The 15,810-nt window shown below is 56.0% G+C and carries 14 protein-coding genes; 11 read left to right on the top strand and 3 right to left on the bottom strand.

Going from position 1 to position 15,810, the window contains the following annotated elements; translation table 11 throughout:
* Positions 1 to 58 precede the first annotated feature (58 nt).
* The 9 genes from HYT79_12440 (at position 59) to HYT79_12400 (ending at position 10,777) form a co-directional block, all read left to right on the top strand.
* The gene (locus tag HYT79_12440; protein MBI2071389.1) at positions 59 to 1,093 is read left to right on the top strand and encodes a HAMP domain-containing protein; all 1,035 of its coding nucleotides are present in this window, start codon (positions 59 to 61) and stop codon (positions 1,091 to 1,093) included.
* A complete protein-coding gene (locus HYT79_12435; protein MBI2071388.1) occupies positions 1,093 to 1,635 on the top strand; it encodes a response regulator in 543 nt (180 codons plus the stop codon). The genes HYT79_12440 and HYT79_12435 overlap by 1 nt, the downstream gene beginning before the upstream one ends.
* Complete coding sequence (locus HYT79_12430; GenBank protein MBI2071387.1) at positions 1,599 to 1,877, top strand: hypothetical protein; 279 nt, start codon at positions 1,599 to 1,601, stop codon at positions 1,875 to 1,877. Before HYT79_12435 ends, HYT79_12430 begins: the two co-directional genes overlap by 37 nt.
* An 82-nt stretch (positions 1,878 to 1,959) precedes the next feature.
* Positions 1,960 to 2,601, top strand: coding sequence for a response regulator (locus HYT79_12425; GenBank protein ID MBI2071386.1), 642 nt, complete (start codon positions 1,960 to 1,962; stop codon positions 2,599 to 2,601).
* A complete protein-coding gene (locus tag HYT79_12420) occupies positions 2,594 to 3,742 on the top strand; it encodes a response regulator (GenBank protein ID MBI2071385.1) in 1,149 nt (382 codons plus the stop codon). Before HYT79_12425 ends, HYT79_12420 begins: the two co-directional genes overlap by 8 nt.
* Positions 3,735 to 4,124, top strand: a complete 390-nt coding sequence (locus HYT79_12415) for a response regulator (GenBank protein ID MBI2071384.1) — start codon at positions 3,735 to 3,737, stop codon at positions 4,122 to 4,124. The genes HYT79_12420 and HYT79_12415 overlap by 8 nt, the downstream gene beginning before the upstream one ends.
* 46 nt (positions 4,125 to 4,170) lie before the next feature.
* Positions 4,171 to 7,914, top strand: a complete 3,744-nt coding sequence (locus tag HYT79_12410) for a hypothetical protein (protein MBI2071383.1) — start codon at positions 4,171 to 4,173, stop codon at positions 7,912 to 7,914.
* Positions 7,911 to 9,428 (top strand): hypothetical protein, encoded by a 1,518-nt coding sequence (locus HYT79_12405; protein MBI2071382.1) that lies wholly within the window; start codon positions 7,911 to 7,913, stop codon positions 9,426 to 9,428. The genes HYT79_12410 and HYT79_12405 overlap by 4 nt, the downstream gene beginning before the upstream one ends.
* Positions 9,425 to 10,777: a HEAT repeat domain-containing protein gene (locus HYT79_12400; protein MBI2071381.1), complete on the top strand. Its 1,353-nt coding sequence runs from the start codon at positions 9,425 to 9,427 to the stop codon at positions 10,775 to 10,777. Before HYT79_12405 ends, HYT79_12400 begins: the two co-directional genes overlap by 4 nt.
* Here HYT79_12400 and HYT79_12395 read toward each other — a convergent pair.
* Together HYT79_12395 and HYT79_12390 are read right to left on the bottom strand one after the other, a co-directional pair.
* A complete protein-coding gene (locus tag HYT79_12395; protein MBI2071380.1) occupies positions 10,774 to 11,622 on the bottom strand; it encodes an alpha/beta hydrolase in 849 nt (282 codons plus the stop codon). The two genes, HYT79_12400 and HYT79_12395, sit on opposite strands and share 4 nt — an antisense overlap.
* 4 nt (positions 11,623 to 11,626) lie before the next feature.
* The gene (locus tag HYT79_12390) at positions 11,627 to 12,334 is read right to left on the bottom strand and encodes an O-methyltransferase (protein MBI2071379.1); all 708 of its coding nucleotides are present in this window, start codon (positions 12,332 to 12,334) and stop codon (positions 11,627 to 11,629) included.
* A gap of 26 nt (positions 12,335 to 12,360) precedes the next feature.
* Here HYT79_12390 and HYT79_12385 point away from each other — a divergent pair, with 26 nt between their 5' ends.
* Together HYT79_12385 and HYT79_12380 are read left to right on the top strand one after the other, a co-directional pair.
* Entirely contained in the window at positions 12,361 to 13,893 is a 1,533-nt protein-coding gene (locus HYT79_12385; protein MBI2071378.1) for a DUF799 family lipoprotein, read from the top strand.
* 140 nt (positions 13,894 to 14,033) lie between these two features.
* Positions 14,034 to 15,458, top strand: coding sequence for a S41 family peptidase (locus HYT79_12380; protein ID MBI2071377.1), 1,425 nt, complete (start codon positions 14,034 to 14,036; stop codon positions 15,456 to 15,458).
* 11 nt (positions 15,459 to 15,469) lie between these two features.
* Here the strand turns inward: HYT79_12380 and HYT79_12375 are convergent.
* Positions 15,470 to 15,810 (bottom strand): hypothetical protein (locus HYT79_12375; protein ID MBI2071376.1); only part of this gene is annotated, 341 nt, incomplete at its 5' end.

The raw sequence follows: 15,810 nt of genomic DNA, 5'->3' as shown, positions 1-15,810 counted from the left end.
TCATTTTTACGCCTTCGGCGGCATTCGGGGCGCATCTGATGTTTACGTAAGCATCAGCATGGACAAATCGCTGCCGATGGAGCAAATCAATCGCTGGCTGATGCGCAATTTGGGTTTTCTTCTGCTGACGACACTGGCGGCTTTGATTCTTGCGGGCGTCGGCGCCGAGGCGTTGATTTTACGCAAAGTTCAGGTCATTATTGACGCCGCGCAGCGCATCCGCCGGGGGGATTTTTCCGCTCGAACGGGATTCGCCCACGGTCCGGGGGATATTAATCATTTGGCTGCGGTTTTTGATCAGATGGCGGCGGCCTTGGAAAGCAGGGATCGGGCCATGCGTCAGGCTCAGGCCCATCTCATCCAAAGCGAAAAAATGGCTACGATCGGGCAATTGTCCAGCGGCATCGCCCATGAAATCAACAACCCTTTGGCCGGCATCATGGGCATTCTTCAAATTATTTTGGCCGAAGGCGCGGTCTCAGGGCAGTTAAAAGAAGATTTGGACGTTGTTTTACGGGAAACTCAGCGCATCAAAAGAATCGTGTCGGATATGCTGGTTTTCTCCAGAAATTATGATTTACAGCCCGAGGCCGTGGATGTCGGCGATGTGATGCGCGAGATCGTGGTTTTCATGAAGCATCAAGCGAAAATCAATCAAGTGAGCATTGAAAATATGGTCCCCAGGCACCTCGATACTATCGAATCCAGCGCCGCTGAGTTGCGGCAGATTTTTATGAATGTCATTTTAAACGCGATTCAGGCCATGCCCGATGGAGGCACGCTGACGATCAGCCATGAAACCGGTCCGGAGTTTTTGACCGTTAAATTCAAGGACACCGGCCACGGCATCGATTCTCGTCATGTCGCACGCGTCTTCGATCCATTCTTCACCACAAAGGCCTCAGGCCAGGGAACGGGTTTGGGCCTGTCCGTGTGCCTGGGCATTGCTAGAAACATGGGCGGGCGAATAACGGTTGAATCCGAGGGCCCCGGCAAAGGGGCGTTGTTTAGCGTTTCCCTTCCGTCGAAGTTAAAGGGCGGCCGACCATCACAGGGCCTTAACGAGGGGGCGGCTCAGGGCAAGGAATCCTAATGGCCGGAATCTTGATGGTCGAGTCGGAGCCCCTGATTCGCCAGGTGTGCCGCCGGATTTTCGATCGAGACGGCCATGATGTCGATTTTGCGGCCACGATTGAGGAGGCTCAGTCGTTGGTTAAATCCGGAAGTAAATATTCTTTGCTTGTTACGGATTTGCGTTTTCCCGACGGCAACGGTTTGGATTTTGCGCGCGTTTTTCGCGAATATCATCCGGCCGGAAACATCATCGTGATGACCGGCCTGTCCACATTTCAGGGACAGGAAAAAGCCGTTGATTTGGGGGTGGCCGATTATATCGGCAAGCCTTTCGATGTTCATGAGTTTGGAATCAGAATCAGAGAATTGACGGCGGATCGTTCGCGTGAGAGCCGGCCGGCTCCCGGCCGCGTCATGATCGCCGCTCCTGACGGCGAAGAGTATATCCGGCTTTTCATCAAATGCCTGGATCGGTCCGGTTTTGAGTCGCGTTTGATCGGGCGCGTCGAGGAGCTTGAGGGCGATTGCGGCCCTGCCCTGCCCTGCCCTGCATTTTTTTAGCGGACACGGCTTTGGGGGAGGCCCAAGTTTTTGATTATTGCGGCCGGTTGCGCCGGTCAAGGGCCGGAGAACAAAGTCCGCCGATTATTGTTTTGACGGAACATCCGGAACCGCTGTTGGTTAAAGCCAGGGAAGCCGGGGTTAATTTGCTTTTAAGCAAACCCCATAAACCTTACGATTTATTGCACGCGGTCCAAGACCTTGTCGTCCGCCGCAAAAGCGGCGGTATCGCCGCCCCCTGATTGCGTTGAGAGCCCCCCTTGACAAAAATCGTTTTTGGCATAAAGATTAAACAGAATAAACTAAATAAATAAATTAAACACTATGCAAATCATTCCTTTGCGCCCCCTCACCACTCACCAGGTCGCCCAATTCTGCGCTGTCACGATTCCCGGCGTTATTCGCTGGGTTAAAGCGGGCAAACTCAAAGCGTACACAACCCCGGGCGGCCATCGCAGAATACGGTCCGAGGATTTATTGGCGTTCATGCAACGCTATGGGATGCCGATCCCGGAGGGCCTTTCCCTAGCGAACCGAAACAGAGTTTTGATCGTTGATGATGATCCGGGCATTCTTCATATGATCCGCCGGACACTCTCAAAAATCCAGCCGCCGCTTGAAATCGAGACGGCCGCGGATGGTTTTGACGCGGGGCAGAAATCCGTGGTTTTTTTGCCGCACATCGTGCTTCTTGATTTGAGGCTGCCCGGCATCGATGGTTTTCAAGTTTGTGAAAACTTGAAAAAAAATCCCAAGACGAGCGCCGCCAAGATTATCGCCATGACCGGCGCGGACACGCCCCAGGCTCGCCGGAAAATTTTAGACCGCGGGGCCGATGCTTATTTGCCCAAGCCCTTTGAGCTTCGAATTTTAATTGAAGAGATTTCGCGGCTCTTGGGCATCAGGCTTGAATTCGGCCGTGACCCGGCGGCCGTGAACATCAAAAGGAGCGAGGGTCATGGCTGATCGGCAGATCAATAAAAAGGTCTTGATCGTGGATGACGATCAGGACATGCTTCACGTCTGGGACCGGATGCTTCGCAGAGAAGATATCGACGGCACGTTCTGCGCGGGCGGCCAGGGGGCCTTGGATCTCTTGACCCGGCAAGATTTTGCCGCGGTTTTTACTGATTTTCAAATGCCCGGCATCAACGGCGCCGGGGTTCTTGAATTCGTCAAAAAGAAAAGCCCGGCCACTTGCGTCAGCATTGTCACGGGCTTGGCCACGCTTGAGGGGGCGGTGAGCTGCGTTAAAAACGGGGCGTGCGACTATATCGCCAAGCCTTGCGAAGCGGCCGAGTTGATCGTTAAGGTTAAGCGCTGCCTTCTTCATCATCAGGAGCGCGTGGAGATGGGCGAGTTGAGGCAATCGGTCCGGCGCTATGAAGAGCTTGATGAGCTGAAATCCCAATTTGTCTCGAACGTTTCATACGAGCTTCGAACCCCGCTTTTTTCCATCCGCGCGGCGTTTGATCTTTTATCCACGGAACTTGCCAACGGCGATCCTGTCAAGGCCCGGTTGTCGAAGGTTATCTCAGGCAATATCGACCGTTTGGCCCGGTTGATCGGCAATCTGCTGGATTACTCAAGAATAGAAAAAGGCGTTCTTTCGTTCGTCTTTGAAGACGTGGATTTAGCCGCCGTTGTCCGGCAGGTGGCTCAGGCGTTGGAATTTTTGATTCAGGCGCGCGGCATTTCTTTGCTTGCCTTCGAGTCTTCTCCCTTATCCATCACAGGCGATTTGAGCCAATTGACCCAACTCGTCACCAATTTATTGGCCAATGCGATCAAGTTTACTCATCCCGGCGGGAAGGTCGGCATCGAGCTTAAGGACTTGGGCGAGGATGTGGAAATGGTCATTTGGGATACAGGGATCGGCATCGCCGGCGAGAATCGTGAAAAAATTTTTGAACGTTTCTATCAGGTCGACGGTTCGCTGACTCGTGAAGCCGGCGGAACAGACATCGGATTAACCATCGTGCGGGCGATCGTGGAAAACCACGGCGGCACAATCGAGCTTCACAGCGAATTAGGCAAAGGCAGCCGTTTTCAAGTGCGGCTGCCGAAGAAGCCGAAGGCTGCGGCGCAGGGAGGTTCCCATGCATGATGCGAAAACCGTCTTGATCGTCGATGATGAGCCTTATGTGCGTTTTGTGCTGCGCGTTGCTTTGGAAAAGGGCGGCTTTGCGGTTGAAGAGGCGCAGGACGGCCTTGAGGCTTTGAGCAAGCTCAAAAGCGTCTCTCCCGCAGTTATTCTCTTGGACATCATGATGCCTAAAATGGACGGCTACGCTTTTCATCAAAAGCTTAAAGAGGACCCGCAAACAGCCGATATTCCTGTCGTCATTATCACCGGCAAAGGACAGATGAAAGAGCTCTGGGATTTAAGGCAAGACCTCAAAATCGTGGCTTATCTTGAAAAGCCTTTTCCGGTGGCCATGCTGATCGGCAAATTAAAGGAGCTGTTCGAACCGGAAACCGCGACCTGAGCCTGGAAACTCCCCGGTTTCGGTAGACCGGGACCGAGGAGAAGCCATGAGAGGGAGTCAGGGTTTAATTGCGGCTATTATTATTGTTCCGGCATGGGCGTTTGCTGGAGGAAGCCTTAGTTTCGGGCCTAGTGATTTTCCTTCAGCCGCCTATAACGATGCCGTCGTCGATGGGTCCAATTATTTGACGCTTCTCAATCATTGGGACATTTTGGACACGCCGCTGACGCCGCGTTATTACAGCGGCTTCTCTTATGACGCGACCCGCCGCAAGGGGGTATTGTTCGGCGGCATTAAGACGGACGGCAATGCGCTGGGTGATACCTGGGTTTGGGATGCGACCGACGGATCGTGGACGGAAAAATCGACGACAACCGCGCCCTCGGCGCGTTACGGGCATACGCTGACTTGGATGGGGGATAAATTCTTGCTTTACGGCGGGAGTTCCTCCAGCGATACCTGGACTTATGATGTTGCCGCCGATAGTTGGGTTTTGGTTTCAGGTTCGGTCACGCCCCCCGCTGATTTGGCTAATCCGGCCGCTGCGTTTGACGGCGATACGCAGCAAGTTTTTCTCTTCGGCGGCGGACGCGGCAATGCGACCTGGATTTACCACGTTGCCGGTTCAAGCTGGTCCAGCCTAACTCCCTCTGCGTCGCCTTCGGACAGGACAGGCGCCTCGATGGCCTATGATCAAACGAGCGGCCGGCTGATCCTATTCGGCGGACGCGATCCTTCAGGCGGCGCCATCTTGGGGGATACCTGGGTCTTTAATCCGGGGACGCTCGTTTGGACCCAGCTTTCTCCATCTTCGCCGCCGTCCGTGCGTTATGAAGCGTCCATGGTTGATGATCCTCAAGCCAAGCAAATCGTCCTCTTCGGCGGGCGCACGGGCGCTGCGAATACGGCCAAATCCGATATCCATTATTTTGATTTCGGGAAAAACCGCTGGTTTGAAGCCTTGGCCACGAGCGTGAACTCTCCGCCTCCCCGGTTCGGTCATGGCACGGTTTACGACGCATTCAATCGTAAGCTGTTGATTTTCGGGGGAAACGTCGGAGGCTCCTTGGTTTCCGCGCTTTGGACCAACACGATGCGCTCCACGGGCACAGCTTTATCTAATGCCAAAAACGTGGCCGGAACCACGCCCATCGCCTGGAACAATCTCTCGGTTTCCTTTGCGGAAAGCGCGCCCGGCACGGATATTTTATTGCAGGTTGCTTCGTCATCAGATGGCGTCTCTTACGGCGCGTTTCAGGGACCCGACGGTTCGACCTCGACGTTTTATAGTTCGACCGGCACCCCCTCGGCGCTGTCGGGCTCTTTGGCTGATCGCCGTTATTTGAAATGGAGCGCCTTGTTTAGGTCCGAGAATCCTCCGGCCAAGCCACGGTTGGTTTCCATGAGCGCTTCTTACAATCAAGCGCCCACGACGCCGGCGTTGAATGCACCCGCAAACGGCGCCAGGATCAACGACGCGAGCCCATCGTTTCGATGGCAGGCGGCCGCTGATCCCGACGGTTCGGCCGACGGCCCGTTGCTTTATCATGTTCAAATTTCAACGGATGAGACATTCGCCTACGTTGCGATCGCCCAGGAAAATATCGCGGTCGGCGCTTCGGATGTTTCGTTTGAGGCTTCGACGCCGTTGGCCAACGGCGTTTGGTATTGGCGCGCTCGCGCCAAAGACAACGCCGGGCTTTATGGAAATTGGGCGAATCGCTTCAGCGTTATTGTCGATACCAGCACCCCGCCTTCGCCGGTGACGCAGATGAGCGCGGCTATGGGCGCGGGCAACAATGAAATCGCGGTGACCTGGGTTTTTCCTGGCGACGACAAAGGCGCGATTAACGGCGGTCTTTACCGTATTCGTTTCGGCGCGGCGCCGATCGCCGATGAAGCGGCTTGGGCATCCGCCCAGGAACGCTCCGGGCTTTTGACCGCGGCCTCGGGGCAGACGTTGATCACGGTGATCGACGCTCTGGCCACGGCCGCCACCTATTACTTTGCGATAAAAACCGAGGATGAGCTGGGCAATCTCTCGGCCTTGTCCGCCGTGTCGCCTTTCGCCATGACCAACGCATCCCCGACCGTGTCTCTTTCGGCGCCTGCGGGCGGGGAAATTTTTACGGGCTCGACCACGGTTCGCTGGACAGCCGGAGATCCGAATTCCGGGGATGATTCTGCGTTGTCTCTTTGGCTTTCTTCATCGAGCGGCGTTTCTTATGACACGCTGATCACGAGCGCTTTGGCGGCCGGCGCCACGTTTTATGTTTGGGATACCAGAGCCGTCGGCAACGGCGCAACCTACAGGCTGAAAATCCGCGCCGTTGATGAGCGCGGGCTTTCGGCCGAATCCGCCATGGCGTCTGATTTTCGCACGGACAACGCCAACGAGCCGCCGGTGATTGTTTTGACCTCGGCCCCGGCCGCGGGTCAGAAAATCGAAGGCCCGTTTCTTGTGTCTTGGTCGATCACGGACCCGAATCTTTATCAAACCCATGTCGCGGATGTTTTCCTGTCGCCTGATTCGGGCGCGAGTTTCATCGCCGTGGTCTATGATCTGAAAACAACCAGCATTACGCTCGACACATTCGCTTTCGGGACGCTTTGGAATTTGGGCAATTTGGCGACATACCGCATCAAGGTCGTTGTCAGGGATTCCGGCAACCCGATTTTAAGCGCCGAGGCCGTCAGCCCGGTGTTCGAGGCCAGGACGACGTCCGTCAATTCCCTGAATCTTTTGCGGCCGCTGGACGGCGATTTCCCTTCGGTTTTTGACTTAGCCTTTGCCTGGCAGGCTCCGGCGGGTTTTGGCGGCGGCCTCAATTACACGCTGCGTTATTCTACGGAGCCTTTATTTTTGACGGGCGTCGCGGTTTCAAGCATCGCAACGACAAGCCATGCCCCGGCTGTGGGCGCTTTGGTCTGGGACACGACGTATTACTGGCAAGTGATCGCCCGCGACAATCAAGGCCGGGAAACCAGAAGCGTTCTTGAGAAATTCAGCGTTTCAAGAACTACGGCCAAATCGTCCGACCGGCGCCTTGCGGTCGATATTCTTTCCGGCTTGCCTCCGGGCGCCTATATCAGCATGGGTTTGCCCGGTCCGGTCCATGCCTTAAAAATCGTCCAAGCCAATCAAGATGCGGCGGCGGACCGGTTGACTCAGGCTTTCTCCACGGAAACCTGGCATATCGAATTGAAAGACCTCTCCGGCCAACCGGTTCAAGCCGGCGCCTTGTCCGCCCGGTTGTCTTTGGTTTATTCCGACGTCGACGCCGACGGCCGGGAGGATGCCACGCTTGTTTCGGTCGATCGCATTAAAATCGCGCGGCTCAACGAAGCGAATAATCGATGGGAGATGGCGGCCGCGGACCATCGCGTGGACGGCTCGAGCAAAACCGTCAGCGCCGAGGTTCCGGGTTTTTCCGTTTTCACGTTGGTGGCGGCTGCGGCGTCTTCGGGGCGGCTTTTTTCGATCACGAGCTTTCCCAATCCATTCGCCGCGGGGCATGAGGTCGCGCGCATCCGCTATGCCTTGACGGAAAACGCGGATGTGACCGTGCGCGTGTATACGCTGTTGGGTGATTTGGTGCGCGTTTTTCATTTTTCGGCGGGTGAAAACGGCGGACGCGGCGCGGTCAACGGCTTGACCAATGAAATCACTTGGGACGGCAGAAACGGCGAGGGATTGACCGCGGCCAACGGCATGTATGTGGCTGTTGTCGAGGCGGTGTTCCCTAACGGACGCGAGCGGGTGATACGTAAAATCGGGGTGCTCAAGTGAAGACTCCTTGGTTGTTTCTTATTGTTATGGATGTGCTGGTCCTGCCGGGTTTTGATGCCTCGGCTTTGACGGCGCCTTTTCGCCCCCGGCCCGCGGATGGAGGATTTCCCGGAGAATGGCTGGTTTCATTCGGGGCCAGCGCCCGGACCACGGCGATGGCCAATGCCGCGGTCAGTCTGGGCGGTCCGGAATCCGCTTACAGCAACCCGGCGGGTTTGGCGGACGGGGGATTGGGCCAGGCGACGTTTTTAGCGGCTCCTTTATTGGCCTCAGCCCAATATCAGGCGCTTTCGTTTAATCATCCGGTCAGGCTGGGCAGTTATATGGGCATGACTTTCGCGCATTTGGGTTCTGGACAGGCTGAAAAAACCGACAGTTTCGGCCGGACCGGCGGCAGCTTCAAGGAGGAGCAGTACGCCGCGCTATTGGGCTGGGGGGAGCGCTTGACCTCTCAAATGGATGGAGGATTGACGCTTAAACTCATTCGTCAGAGCATGGCCGAATACAGCGCTTCGGGATTCGGCCTTGATTTGGGTTGGCGTTTCCGTGGGGAATCGGGTTGGCTGGCCGGCGTTTCTTTGGTCAACGCGGCGCCGGCGCGCCTGCGGTTAAAAGAGGAGCGGGAGCGTTTTCCCCTTGTGCTGCGCATCGGGCCCGGTTATGCTTTCTCCATGGGGGAGCGGTTCTTTTTGCTGGCTACGGAATTTGATTGGATCAAGCCCGATTCCCGCCGTTCGATCAAACGCTGGGGCGTTGGTTTTGAAGCGTTGGTTTTGCCGGGAAAAACCCCGTTGACTCTGCGCTTGGGCATTAATCATCGCGAGTATACGGCCGGCTTTGGTCTAGCCAACGGCCCTATTGAGTTTGATTATGCCGTTGCCGTGCATGAGCTTGATCTTTTTCATCGTTTCGGCTTGACCCTGCGTTTCGGCTATCTTTCGCCGTTGGCTCAGAAAAAAATCGAGGCTCAATGGCGCCGCCTGGAAACCAAGGAAGCCGAGCTTCGTCTGGCCCGGACCGGCGGCCAGGAAGCGCCCGCGGCGGATCACAACAACGGCGGCGCGCGGATGGAAAACGTTTTGACCCAGATTCGCATCAGCATGGCTCAAGGAGAATGGGACATGGCCCGCCGAATGATCGATCAGGCGTCGGCCGCTGATCCCCAAGACAGCCGCCTGCCGGCTTTGCGCCGGGAGCTCGAGCAAAAAATTGGGGAGGAAAAAATAAAAATTGAGAAACAAAACGTTCAAGTGTATTACGGTTCAGGCCTTTACCGGGAGGCGTTGGATGCAGCCATGGGCGTTTTGCGCCTGGCGCCTAAAGATCAAGGGACGCATGTATTGGCCCTGATGTCGCAGGCTCGGCTTTATATCGCGCAGGGAGAATATGGCTTGGCCCAGGACCAGTTGCGCCGCGCGGTGGAGCTCGACCCGGAATTCAATGAAGCGGCTGTTTTGTTCCGCAAAGTCAAAACATTGGTGGAGGTCGAAGGAACGGGAGGGCGCAAGAAATGAACAGACGCCGGGCCGCTGTCTTTGTATTCTGCGCTGGAGTTCTGTTGGGCTTGCGCGCGGGGGCTCAGGAGGTTGCTTCGCCGGATCATTACAAGCAGGGGGTTTCCAGTTACCTTGAAGAAGACTATGAGGCCGCGGTGAAGCATTTGAAAAGGGCCATGGAAGCCGATCAAGAGAAGGACAAGGCGCGCCGCTTGCTCAATAAAGTGCTGCTCGACGCTTTCCGGCAGAGCTATAAGTCGAACAATGATTTAAAGGCCCGGCGTTATTTGGATGAAGCCCGGGCTTTGTTCCCCGGCGATCAGGATGTCGAAACTGCGGCGCGTTTGTTTCAAGGCATCAAGGCGGTGAAAAAAGCGCCGGTTCAAGCGCAGGGGCAGGCTCGGGATAATATGGGCTCCGCGTCGCAGGCTCCGGTAAAGGCGACTGCGGTTAAATTGCCGGCGACCGGCGGGGAGTTGTCTTCGGCCAAGCCCGCAGGGAAATCGGATTGGGATATCCAGCGACCGTGGCCTTACCTTATTGTTTTGAGCGCGGGGTTGGTTCTGTTCGCCGCAGGTTTCATGGTGATGCAGATGCGCCGGTCCCTGATCGTTGAAATGCGCCGGAATCAGGCTGTTTTCATGGAGCAAATCGATTCTCTTAAAACAGAACTTAAGCAAAAAAATGATGAGCGCCGGCGCCTGGCCAAGGCGCTCGAGGATGCCCGCCAGACGGGTAAGAAAGTTCAAGAAAAATTAACAACGTCCAAGCCCGATGGCGTGGATACGTTTCTTAAGCAGTCCCGGGAAAAGGTGTTGCCGCCTCCCTCCTGGGCGCCGCCCGAGCGCGCGCCGGATCAAGGGCTTGAAGAGGAAAGGAAAAAGGAGCTGGAGCGGATCAAGGCGGAAATCGCCACCCGGCGCCACCTGATCGATTCAGGGAAAGGCAACGGGCCCAAAAAGGCCCATGCTCAATTCCAAAAGCAAAAAATGCTGGAGACGCTCGTCAAAATAACGCCCGAAGGAAGAACGCAGAGCCAGCAGCGCATCGTTGAGCAAGCTGTTTCTCTTTATGAGACGTTTCCTAAAGAGGCCGTCAAGTTTATGGGCCGTTTGGCTCAAGATAATGACCCCATCATCCGGGCCAATGTCGTGGCCGCGCTTGCGGCTGTCGGTGATCCCGCAATGATGGGATTGCTTCTTGAATTGCTGCAAGATGAGCATCATGAGGTCAAGCGGGAGGCGCTGAAGGCCCTTAAATTATTGAAGTCGGCCGGCCGCGCATCGCAGCCCCTGCCTGAGCTGGACCGGGAAAAAATAGAGCGGGCCATCAGGGCCGAACTTTCCAAAGGCGAGTGGGTTCTCTAAGGTTGGTTTAAAAATTCTAAAACAGCTTTATTGACGACATCGGGTTTTTCTTCCTGGGGGCCGTGGCCGCAGGAAGCAATCGGCAGGAATTTTGCATTGGGCATTTCGCGCGAAAGGCGGCGCGCGCTGGCGAGTGAAACCAGCGCATCTTTGTCTCCGCAGATGATCAGCGTTTCATGAGGCGTTTTTTTGAACAGCGGCTGGTATTTTTTGGCATGGGCGGTGACCTTCGCCATGTTGCGGGCCAGCTTGATGATGGCTCGGCGGCCTTCCGGCGTTTCCAGCGGCGCCGCGTATTCATCCACGAGTTCTTTGGTGATGAGGCGATGGTCCACGAACAGGCGCCGGGTGATGAGTTCGACGCTCCATCGGCCCAAATTTTTTCTCAAAAAAGAAGCGAGGGGATTAAAACACATGGCCTTGATGCTCACCGGCATGGAATCCGGATACGCCGGCGCCGCGATCAAGACAAGTTTTTTAATGCGTTCGGGCTGCTCGATGGCGGTCAACAGCGAAACCATGCCGCCCATGGAATTGCCGATGAGGTGGGCTTTGTCCAATCCCATTTCGTCCATGTACGCCAGAAGGAATTTTTGATAGCCGAACACCGAGTAGTCGAAATTAGCGGGCTTGCCGGAGCGTCCGAAGCCGGGGAAATCCGGAGCGTACACCCGGAATCGTCCGGCCAAGGCCGGCAGCAAATGGCGCCATGAGTAGGAAGAAGCGGCCATGCCGTGCAGCAGCAGGACGGGCTCTCCCGAACCCGCGGACAGGGACCAGGTTTTAATGTTGCCGACTTGGATGAATTCTTTTTGAACGGCGGCGGTTTCGGCGGCCTGGGTCATATGGTTATTTTCGGACGCCGACGGCCAATCCTTCGCCGGTGGGGATCATCGAGCAGGAGGAAAAATATTTTTTATCGGCGAGGAGTTTAAGGAGACCGCGCATCGAGGGAACGGCCGGCCCTTCTTCTTCGGCCAACGCCGGTGGAAGGTGGAGTTTTCCAAAAAGATAGGCGTTATCCGCGATGATTAAACCTCCGGAGCGCACATTCTTGGCGGCCCATTGTCCGTAGCGGGCGTAATTGATTTTATCGGCGTCGATGAAGCATAAATCAAACGGCCCTTGAGACGACAATCTGGATAATGCCGGCAGCGCATCGTCCACCACGATCTCCACTTTGGATTGCAAGCCGGCGCGTTTTAGGTTTTCGCGCGCTTCGCGGGCGAAGCGGTCGTCGCGCTCCAGGCTCCATAACCGTCCCTTAGATCCCAGGCCCAGGGCGATCCACGCCGCTGAATAGCCGCCCAACGTTCCGATTTCCACGGCTTTTTTGGCATTCACCGAGCGCGTCAGGAATTCAAGGATTTTGCCTTCCATCGGGCCGATGGACCAAGGAGGCAGGCCGCGTTTGACCGATCGCCGGCGGATTTGAGCCAAGGCCGCCGGTTCATGGATCAGATTTTTTAAAAGATAATCCTGGAGTTCCGTCGTCAGGTAAGAACCCCTCAGATCGGAGCTGTGGGCCGTTGAAGCGGGCCATATCGCTTGCGCCATCAATAATCATTTTATTAGATAGCGGGATGATTTCAACTCGTCGTTGTTTGCTCGTGGTCGGGGCGACGGCCGCTATTTTCGGCGGTTGCGCGGTTCCCGTCTATATCAATCATTACAAAGCGCCGAACCGGCTCGATGCCGGGCACCTGGGGGCGCTCAAGCGCGTCTATGTTGCGGTCGTGCCGCCTGATCAGCATAAAAAATCCGCTGCGTGGGGCAAGGGTTTGAATAAATTTATTAATTCGCTCGCCGAGAAAAAGGAGATGGATCCTAATGAGCGCTGGAGCGATTGGAAGGGCGGGCAGGCCCTGGCCCTCGGCCAGGCCGCGGCTCGGGCAATTTCCGGCTCTTTCGGCGGAGCCATTGCCGTGCAAGCTGGCCACGGAGAAAAACCGCCGGGATGGATCGGTCATCTGGGAGCCACGTCCTCGCTGTGGATTTTTCCGCAGCCCCTGATCCTGGAAAAAGAGCCGCGCCAGGTGGATGTCCGCGACAAAAGCGGCAATGTCATCGGCAAGCGCACAGAGTGGGCTCTTAAGAAAAAATGGCGCGTCAAATACGGCTTTTTCGCGGAGCCCGGAGGAAAGCTGATTTTTGAAGCGCCCTTTGAGGCCGAGCAATCCGATACCATGGCCGATGAGCCTGACCTCGATAAACTGCTTGCGGTCCAGGAAAAATCGTGGGTGGAAGCCTGGGCGAGGACATTGGCCGTGGATCTTTTGCCCCATGAGGTGCGCCGCGTGCGGGCTCTTTATAAAGGGAAGAGCCCAAAAATGAAAGAAGCTCAAAAACTCGCCCGTAGCGGGCAATGGGATCAGGCCGAAGTTTTGTGGAAGGAAGAGAACAGTCCGGAGGCTCGTTTTAATATCGCGGTCAGCTATGAGCGGCGCGGGCTTTGGTCCGAGGCCAAGGCAGCTTATGAATCAGCGGCGAATACGGGCGGCAATGCCGCGCACCAGGCTTCCGCGGCTTTAAGCGAACTCGGCGTATTAATGCCGTCCGCGCCCGCGACATCCGAAGCCAAAATAAAAGAACCGCCGGATATTTTCGCCGCACAATGGGCCGTACTGCCCATGAATAATGAAACTAACGATTTGGACGGCCCTGCGCATGTGCGGGCCGTGCTCGAGTCCGGTTTGGGGCAAATGGGCCTTGCTTTGGTCAATCCCGAAGAAGTGGACGTCAAACTCAAATCCCAAGGCATTACGGACGGCGGGCAATTGGGCTCCATGAAACCCAAGGACATCGGCAAACTTTTGGGCGCGAATTATCTTATTTACCCGGTCTTAGAGGAGTACCGTTCGATTCCGTTGGCGGTTTATTACAAAAGAGTCGTGGCTGTTCGCTGGCGCATCGTTCATGCGGCCACCGGCGGCACGCTGGCTGAACAAGCCGAAACCATCGTTTACCAAGGGAGCGCGCCTCCCAACAAAGCCGCGGAAGCTTTAGTCGTTCAATTAGCCGGGCGCCAGATCAGCAAATTGACGAAAACCTACCTCAAAAAAGAAACCGAAGAAGTGGTTGCCGCGCTTGCGGCCGGTTTGCCGCATAAACCGTAGCTTATCTAAAGTCCTATAAATTCATAGGTCTAAAGACCTATAAAAAAAGACCCTAAAGGCCCAGGTGAAATTTTCACTATTGCGGAATGCTTGGTATACGTTCTGTTAATTAATGATGAGGGGGGAAAGAGGATTGTCGCATGATGATTAGAATTTTCCTTGCCGTTGTCGCATTGGCCGTTCAAGCTCAGAATGCCGAAGAGCAGAATGTTTTAAGAAATCGTTTTGACAATCCGGCTGCTTTGCGCCGGGCCCAGGTCGCGCCGCCGGTCAGGATCGTTCCCCCGGGAACGCGGCCTAATCCCGCGGCTCCGACGCCTACGCCGGCGCGCCCCGCCGCTCCCCCTGCCGCCTCCACAGGCCAGGCGTCATCTTCCCAGCCGGATTTGACCGTCGGCGAAACCATGCGCGATATTGCGCGGGTGATGGGCATGATTCAGGCTCGCCATCCTAATACGGCCACAAACCGTGAATTGCGCGACACCGCAATCCAGGGCGCATTGACCGGGATGGACCCTCATTCCGTGCTGTTTAGGCCGGAAGTTTTGAGGCGATGGGAAGAAAGTTCGCGGGGTTCTTTCGCGGGCGTGGGCCTTATTTTAAAGAAAGAAGAAGCTGACGAGCCTCCGGTTGTGCGTATCCCCATCCCCAGCTCTCCCGCCCATGGGGCCGGCATTAGGGCGGGGGATCAAATCGCCACGATCGACGGGCAGAACACGGCCAATATGACCTTGGATGAGGTGGTGACCAGGATTCGGGGTAATCCCGGGACCAAGGTTCGTTTGGGCATTCGCTCGCGCGGATCCAATTCTCGCGCTCCTCCGCGCCAAATCGAGCTGACGCGCGCCGAAGTGGTGATGCCCAATATCCGTTCAGCCATGCTTGATTCGACCATCGGTTACATTCATCTCGCCGGTTTTGAGGAAAATTCGGCTGAGGAATTCAGCCAAGCGTTAAGCCGGTTGTCCGGACAGGGCATGCGTTCGTTGGTCATTGATTTACGGGATGACGGCGGCGGACTTGTCCAGACATGCGTTGATATCGCCGAGAATTTTTTAAGCGCCGGGCAATTGGTGATGACGGCCCGAGGCCGCGCCGGTTCGGAGGAGGAGCGCACGGATACGGACGGCCGCTATCGCAGCCTTAAGATCGCGGTGCTGATTAATTCCGGCTCCGCTTCAGCCAGCGAGATTTTAGCCGGCGCTTTGCGCGATCATGGACGCGCGACTTTGGTCGGCTCCGAGTCCTACGGCAAAGGCTCGGTTCAGCAAATCTTCAGAAATATTCCCGAACAGGGCTACGCCGTCAAGCTGACCATTGCCAAATACTACCTGCCATTGGGTTCCAGTGTTGAGCGCGACGCCGATGGCCGGGGCGGCTTGTCGCCTGATATCGCGGTCAACGTTTCGATGGAAGATGAAGCGAAAATCGCGGAGCAGATGTACTATCGCCTGATGGGCCAAAATCCTCCCGCTCCCGTGGCGGATGCGGCGCTCAATAGGGCCATGGAGCATTTAAGAAGCATGGCGGAGGCGGGACAAAGCCCTCCGCTTGTCCGGCGTTAATTAGCGGCGCCTTAAAACGCGGGTTTCCAGAGCCGGTTGAAATCAAGCCCGAAACCGAAAATTATGTTTTGTCCGGTCGGCTGATTGAGCCGGCCTTTGAATTGATAGAAATCCACGAACGGCGTCAGGCTTAAATTTCCCCATAAAGGCACGCGCAAATTGGCTCGGATATTGAGCTCTTCTTTAAGGTCGACCGCGGTTTTGGCCCCGGCATTGATCCGGCGGTAATTTCCTCCAAGCGCCAGCGGTATATTGGTTTTAGGCAGAGGATAGGACAGCCCAACGGTTGTTTCCCAACCCATTTCATTATCCTTGGGCGTTTTTGCGTAATTGCGCTGCCAAACAAGCCCCA

It is taken from the genome of Elusimicrobiota bacterium (assembly GCA_016180815.1).
GTDB lineage: Bacteria > Elusimicrobiota > Elusimicrobia > JACQPE01 > JACQPE01 > JACPAN01.
This window is presented reverse-complemented; position numbering and strand designations above follow the sequence as displayed.

Bases quoted from the DNA above. Each gene is read 5' to 3' on its own strand.
- HYT79_12440 (MBI2071389.1), top strand. From the start codon at position 59: ATGGACAAATCGCTGCCGATGGAGCAAATCAATCGCTGGCTGATGCGC.
- HYT79_12435 (MBI2071388.1), top strand. From the start codon at position 1,093: ATGGCCGGAATCTTGATGGTCGAGTCGGAGCCCCTGATTCGCCAGGTG.
- HYT79_12425 (MBI2071386.1), top strand. From the start codon at position 1,960: ATGCAAATCATTCCTTTGCGCCCCCTCACCACTCACCAGGTCGCCCAA.
- HYT79_12420 (MBI2071385.1), top strand. From the start codon at position 2,594: ATGGCTGATCGGCAGATCAATAAAAAGGTCTTGATCGTGGATGACGAT.
- HYT79_12415 (MBI2071384.1), top strand. From the start codon at position 3,735: ATGCATGATGCGAAAACCGTCTTGATCGTCGATGATGAGCCTTATGTG.
- HYT79_12410 (MBI2071383.1), top strand. From the start codon at position 4,171: ATGAGAGGGAGTCAGGGTTTAATTGCGGCTATTATTATTGTTCCGGCA.
- HYT79_12400 (MBI2071381.1), top strand. From the start codon at position 9,425: ATGAACAGACGCCGGGCCGCTGTCTTTGTATTCTGCGCTGGAGTTCTG.
- HYT79_12395 (MBI2071380.1), bottom strand. From the start codon at position 11,622: ATGACCCAGGCCGCCGAAACCGCCGCCGTTCAAAAAGAATTCATCCAA.
- HYT79_12390 (MBI2071379.1), bottom strand. From the start codon at position 12,334: ATGGCGCAAGCGATATGGCCCGCTTCAACGGCCCACAGCTCCGATCTG.
- HYT79_12385 (MBI2071378.1), top strand. From the start codon at position 12,361: ATGATTTCAACTCGTCGTTGTTTGCTCGTGGTCGGGGCGACGGCCGCT.
- HYT79_12380 (MBI2071377.1), top strand. From the start codon at position 14,034: ATGATGATTAGAATTTTCCTTGCCGTTGTCGCATTGGCCGTTCAAGCT.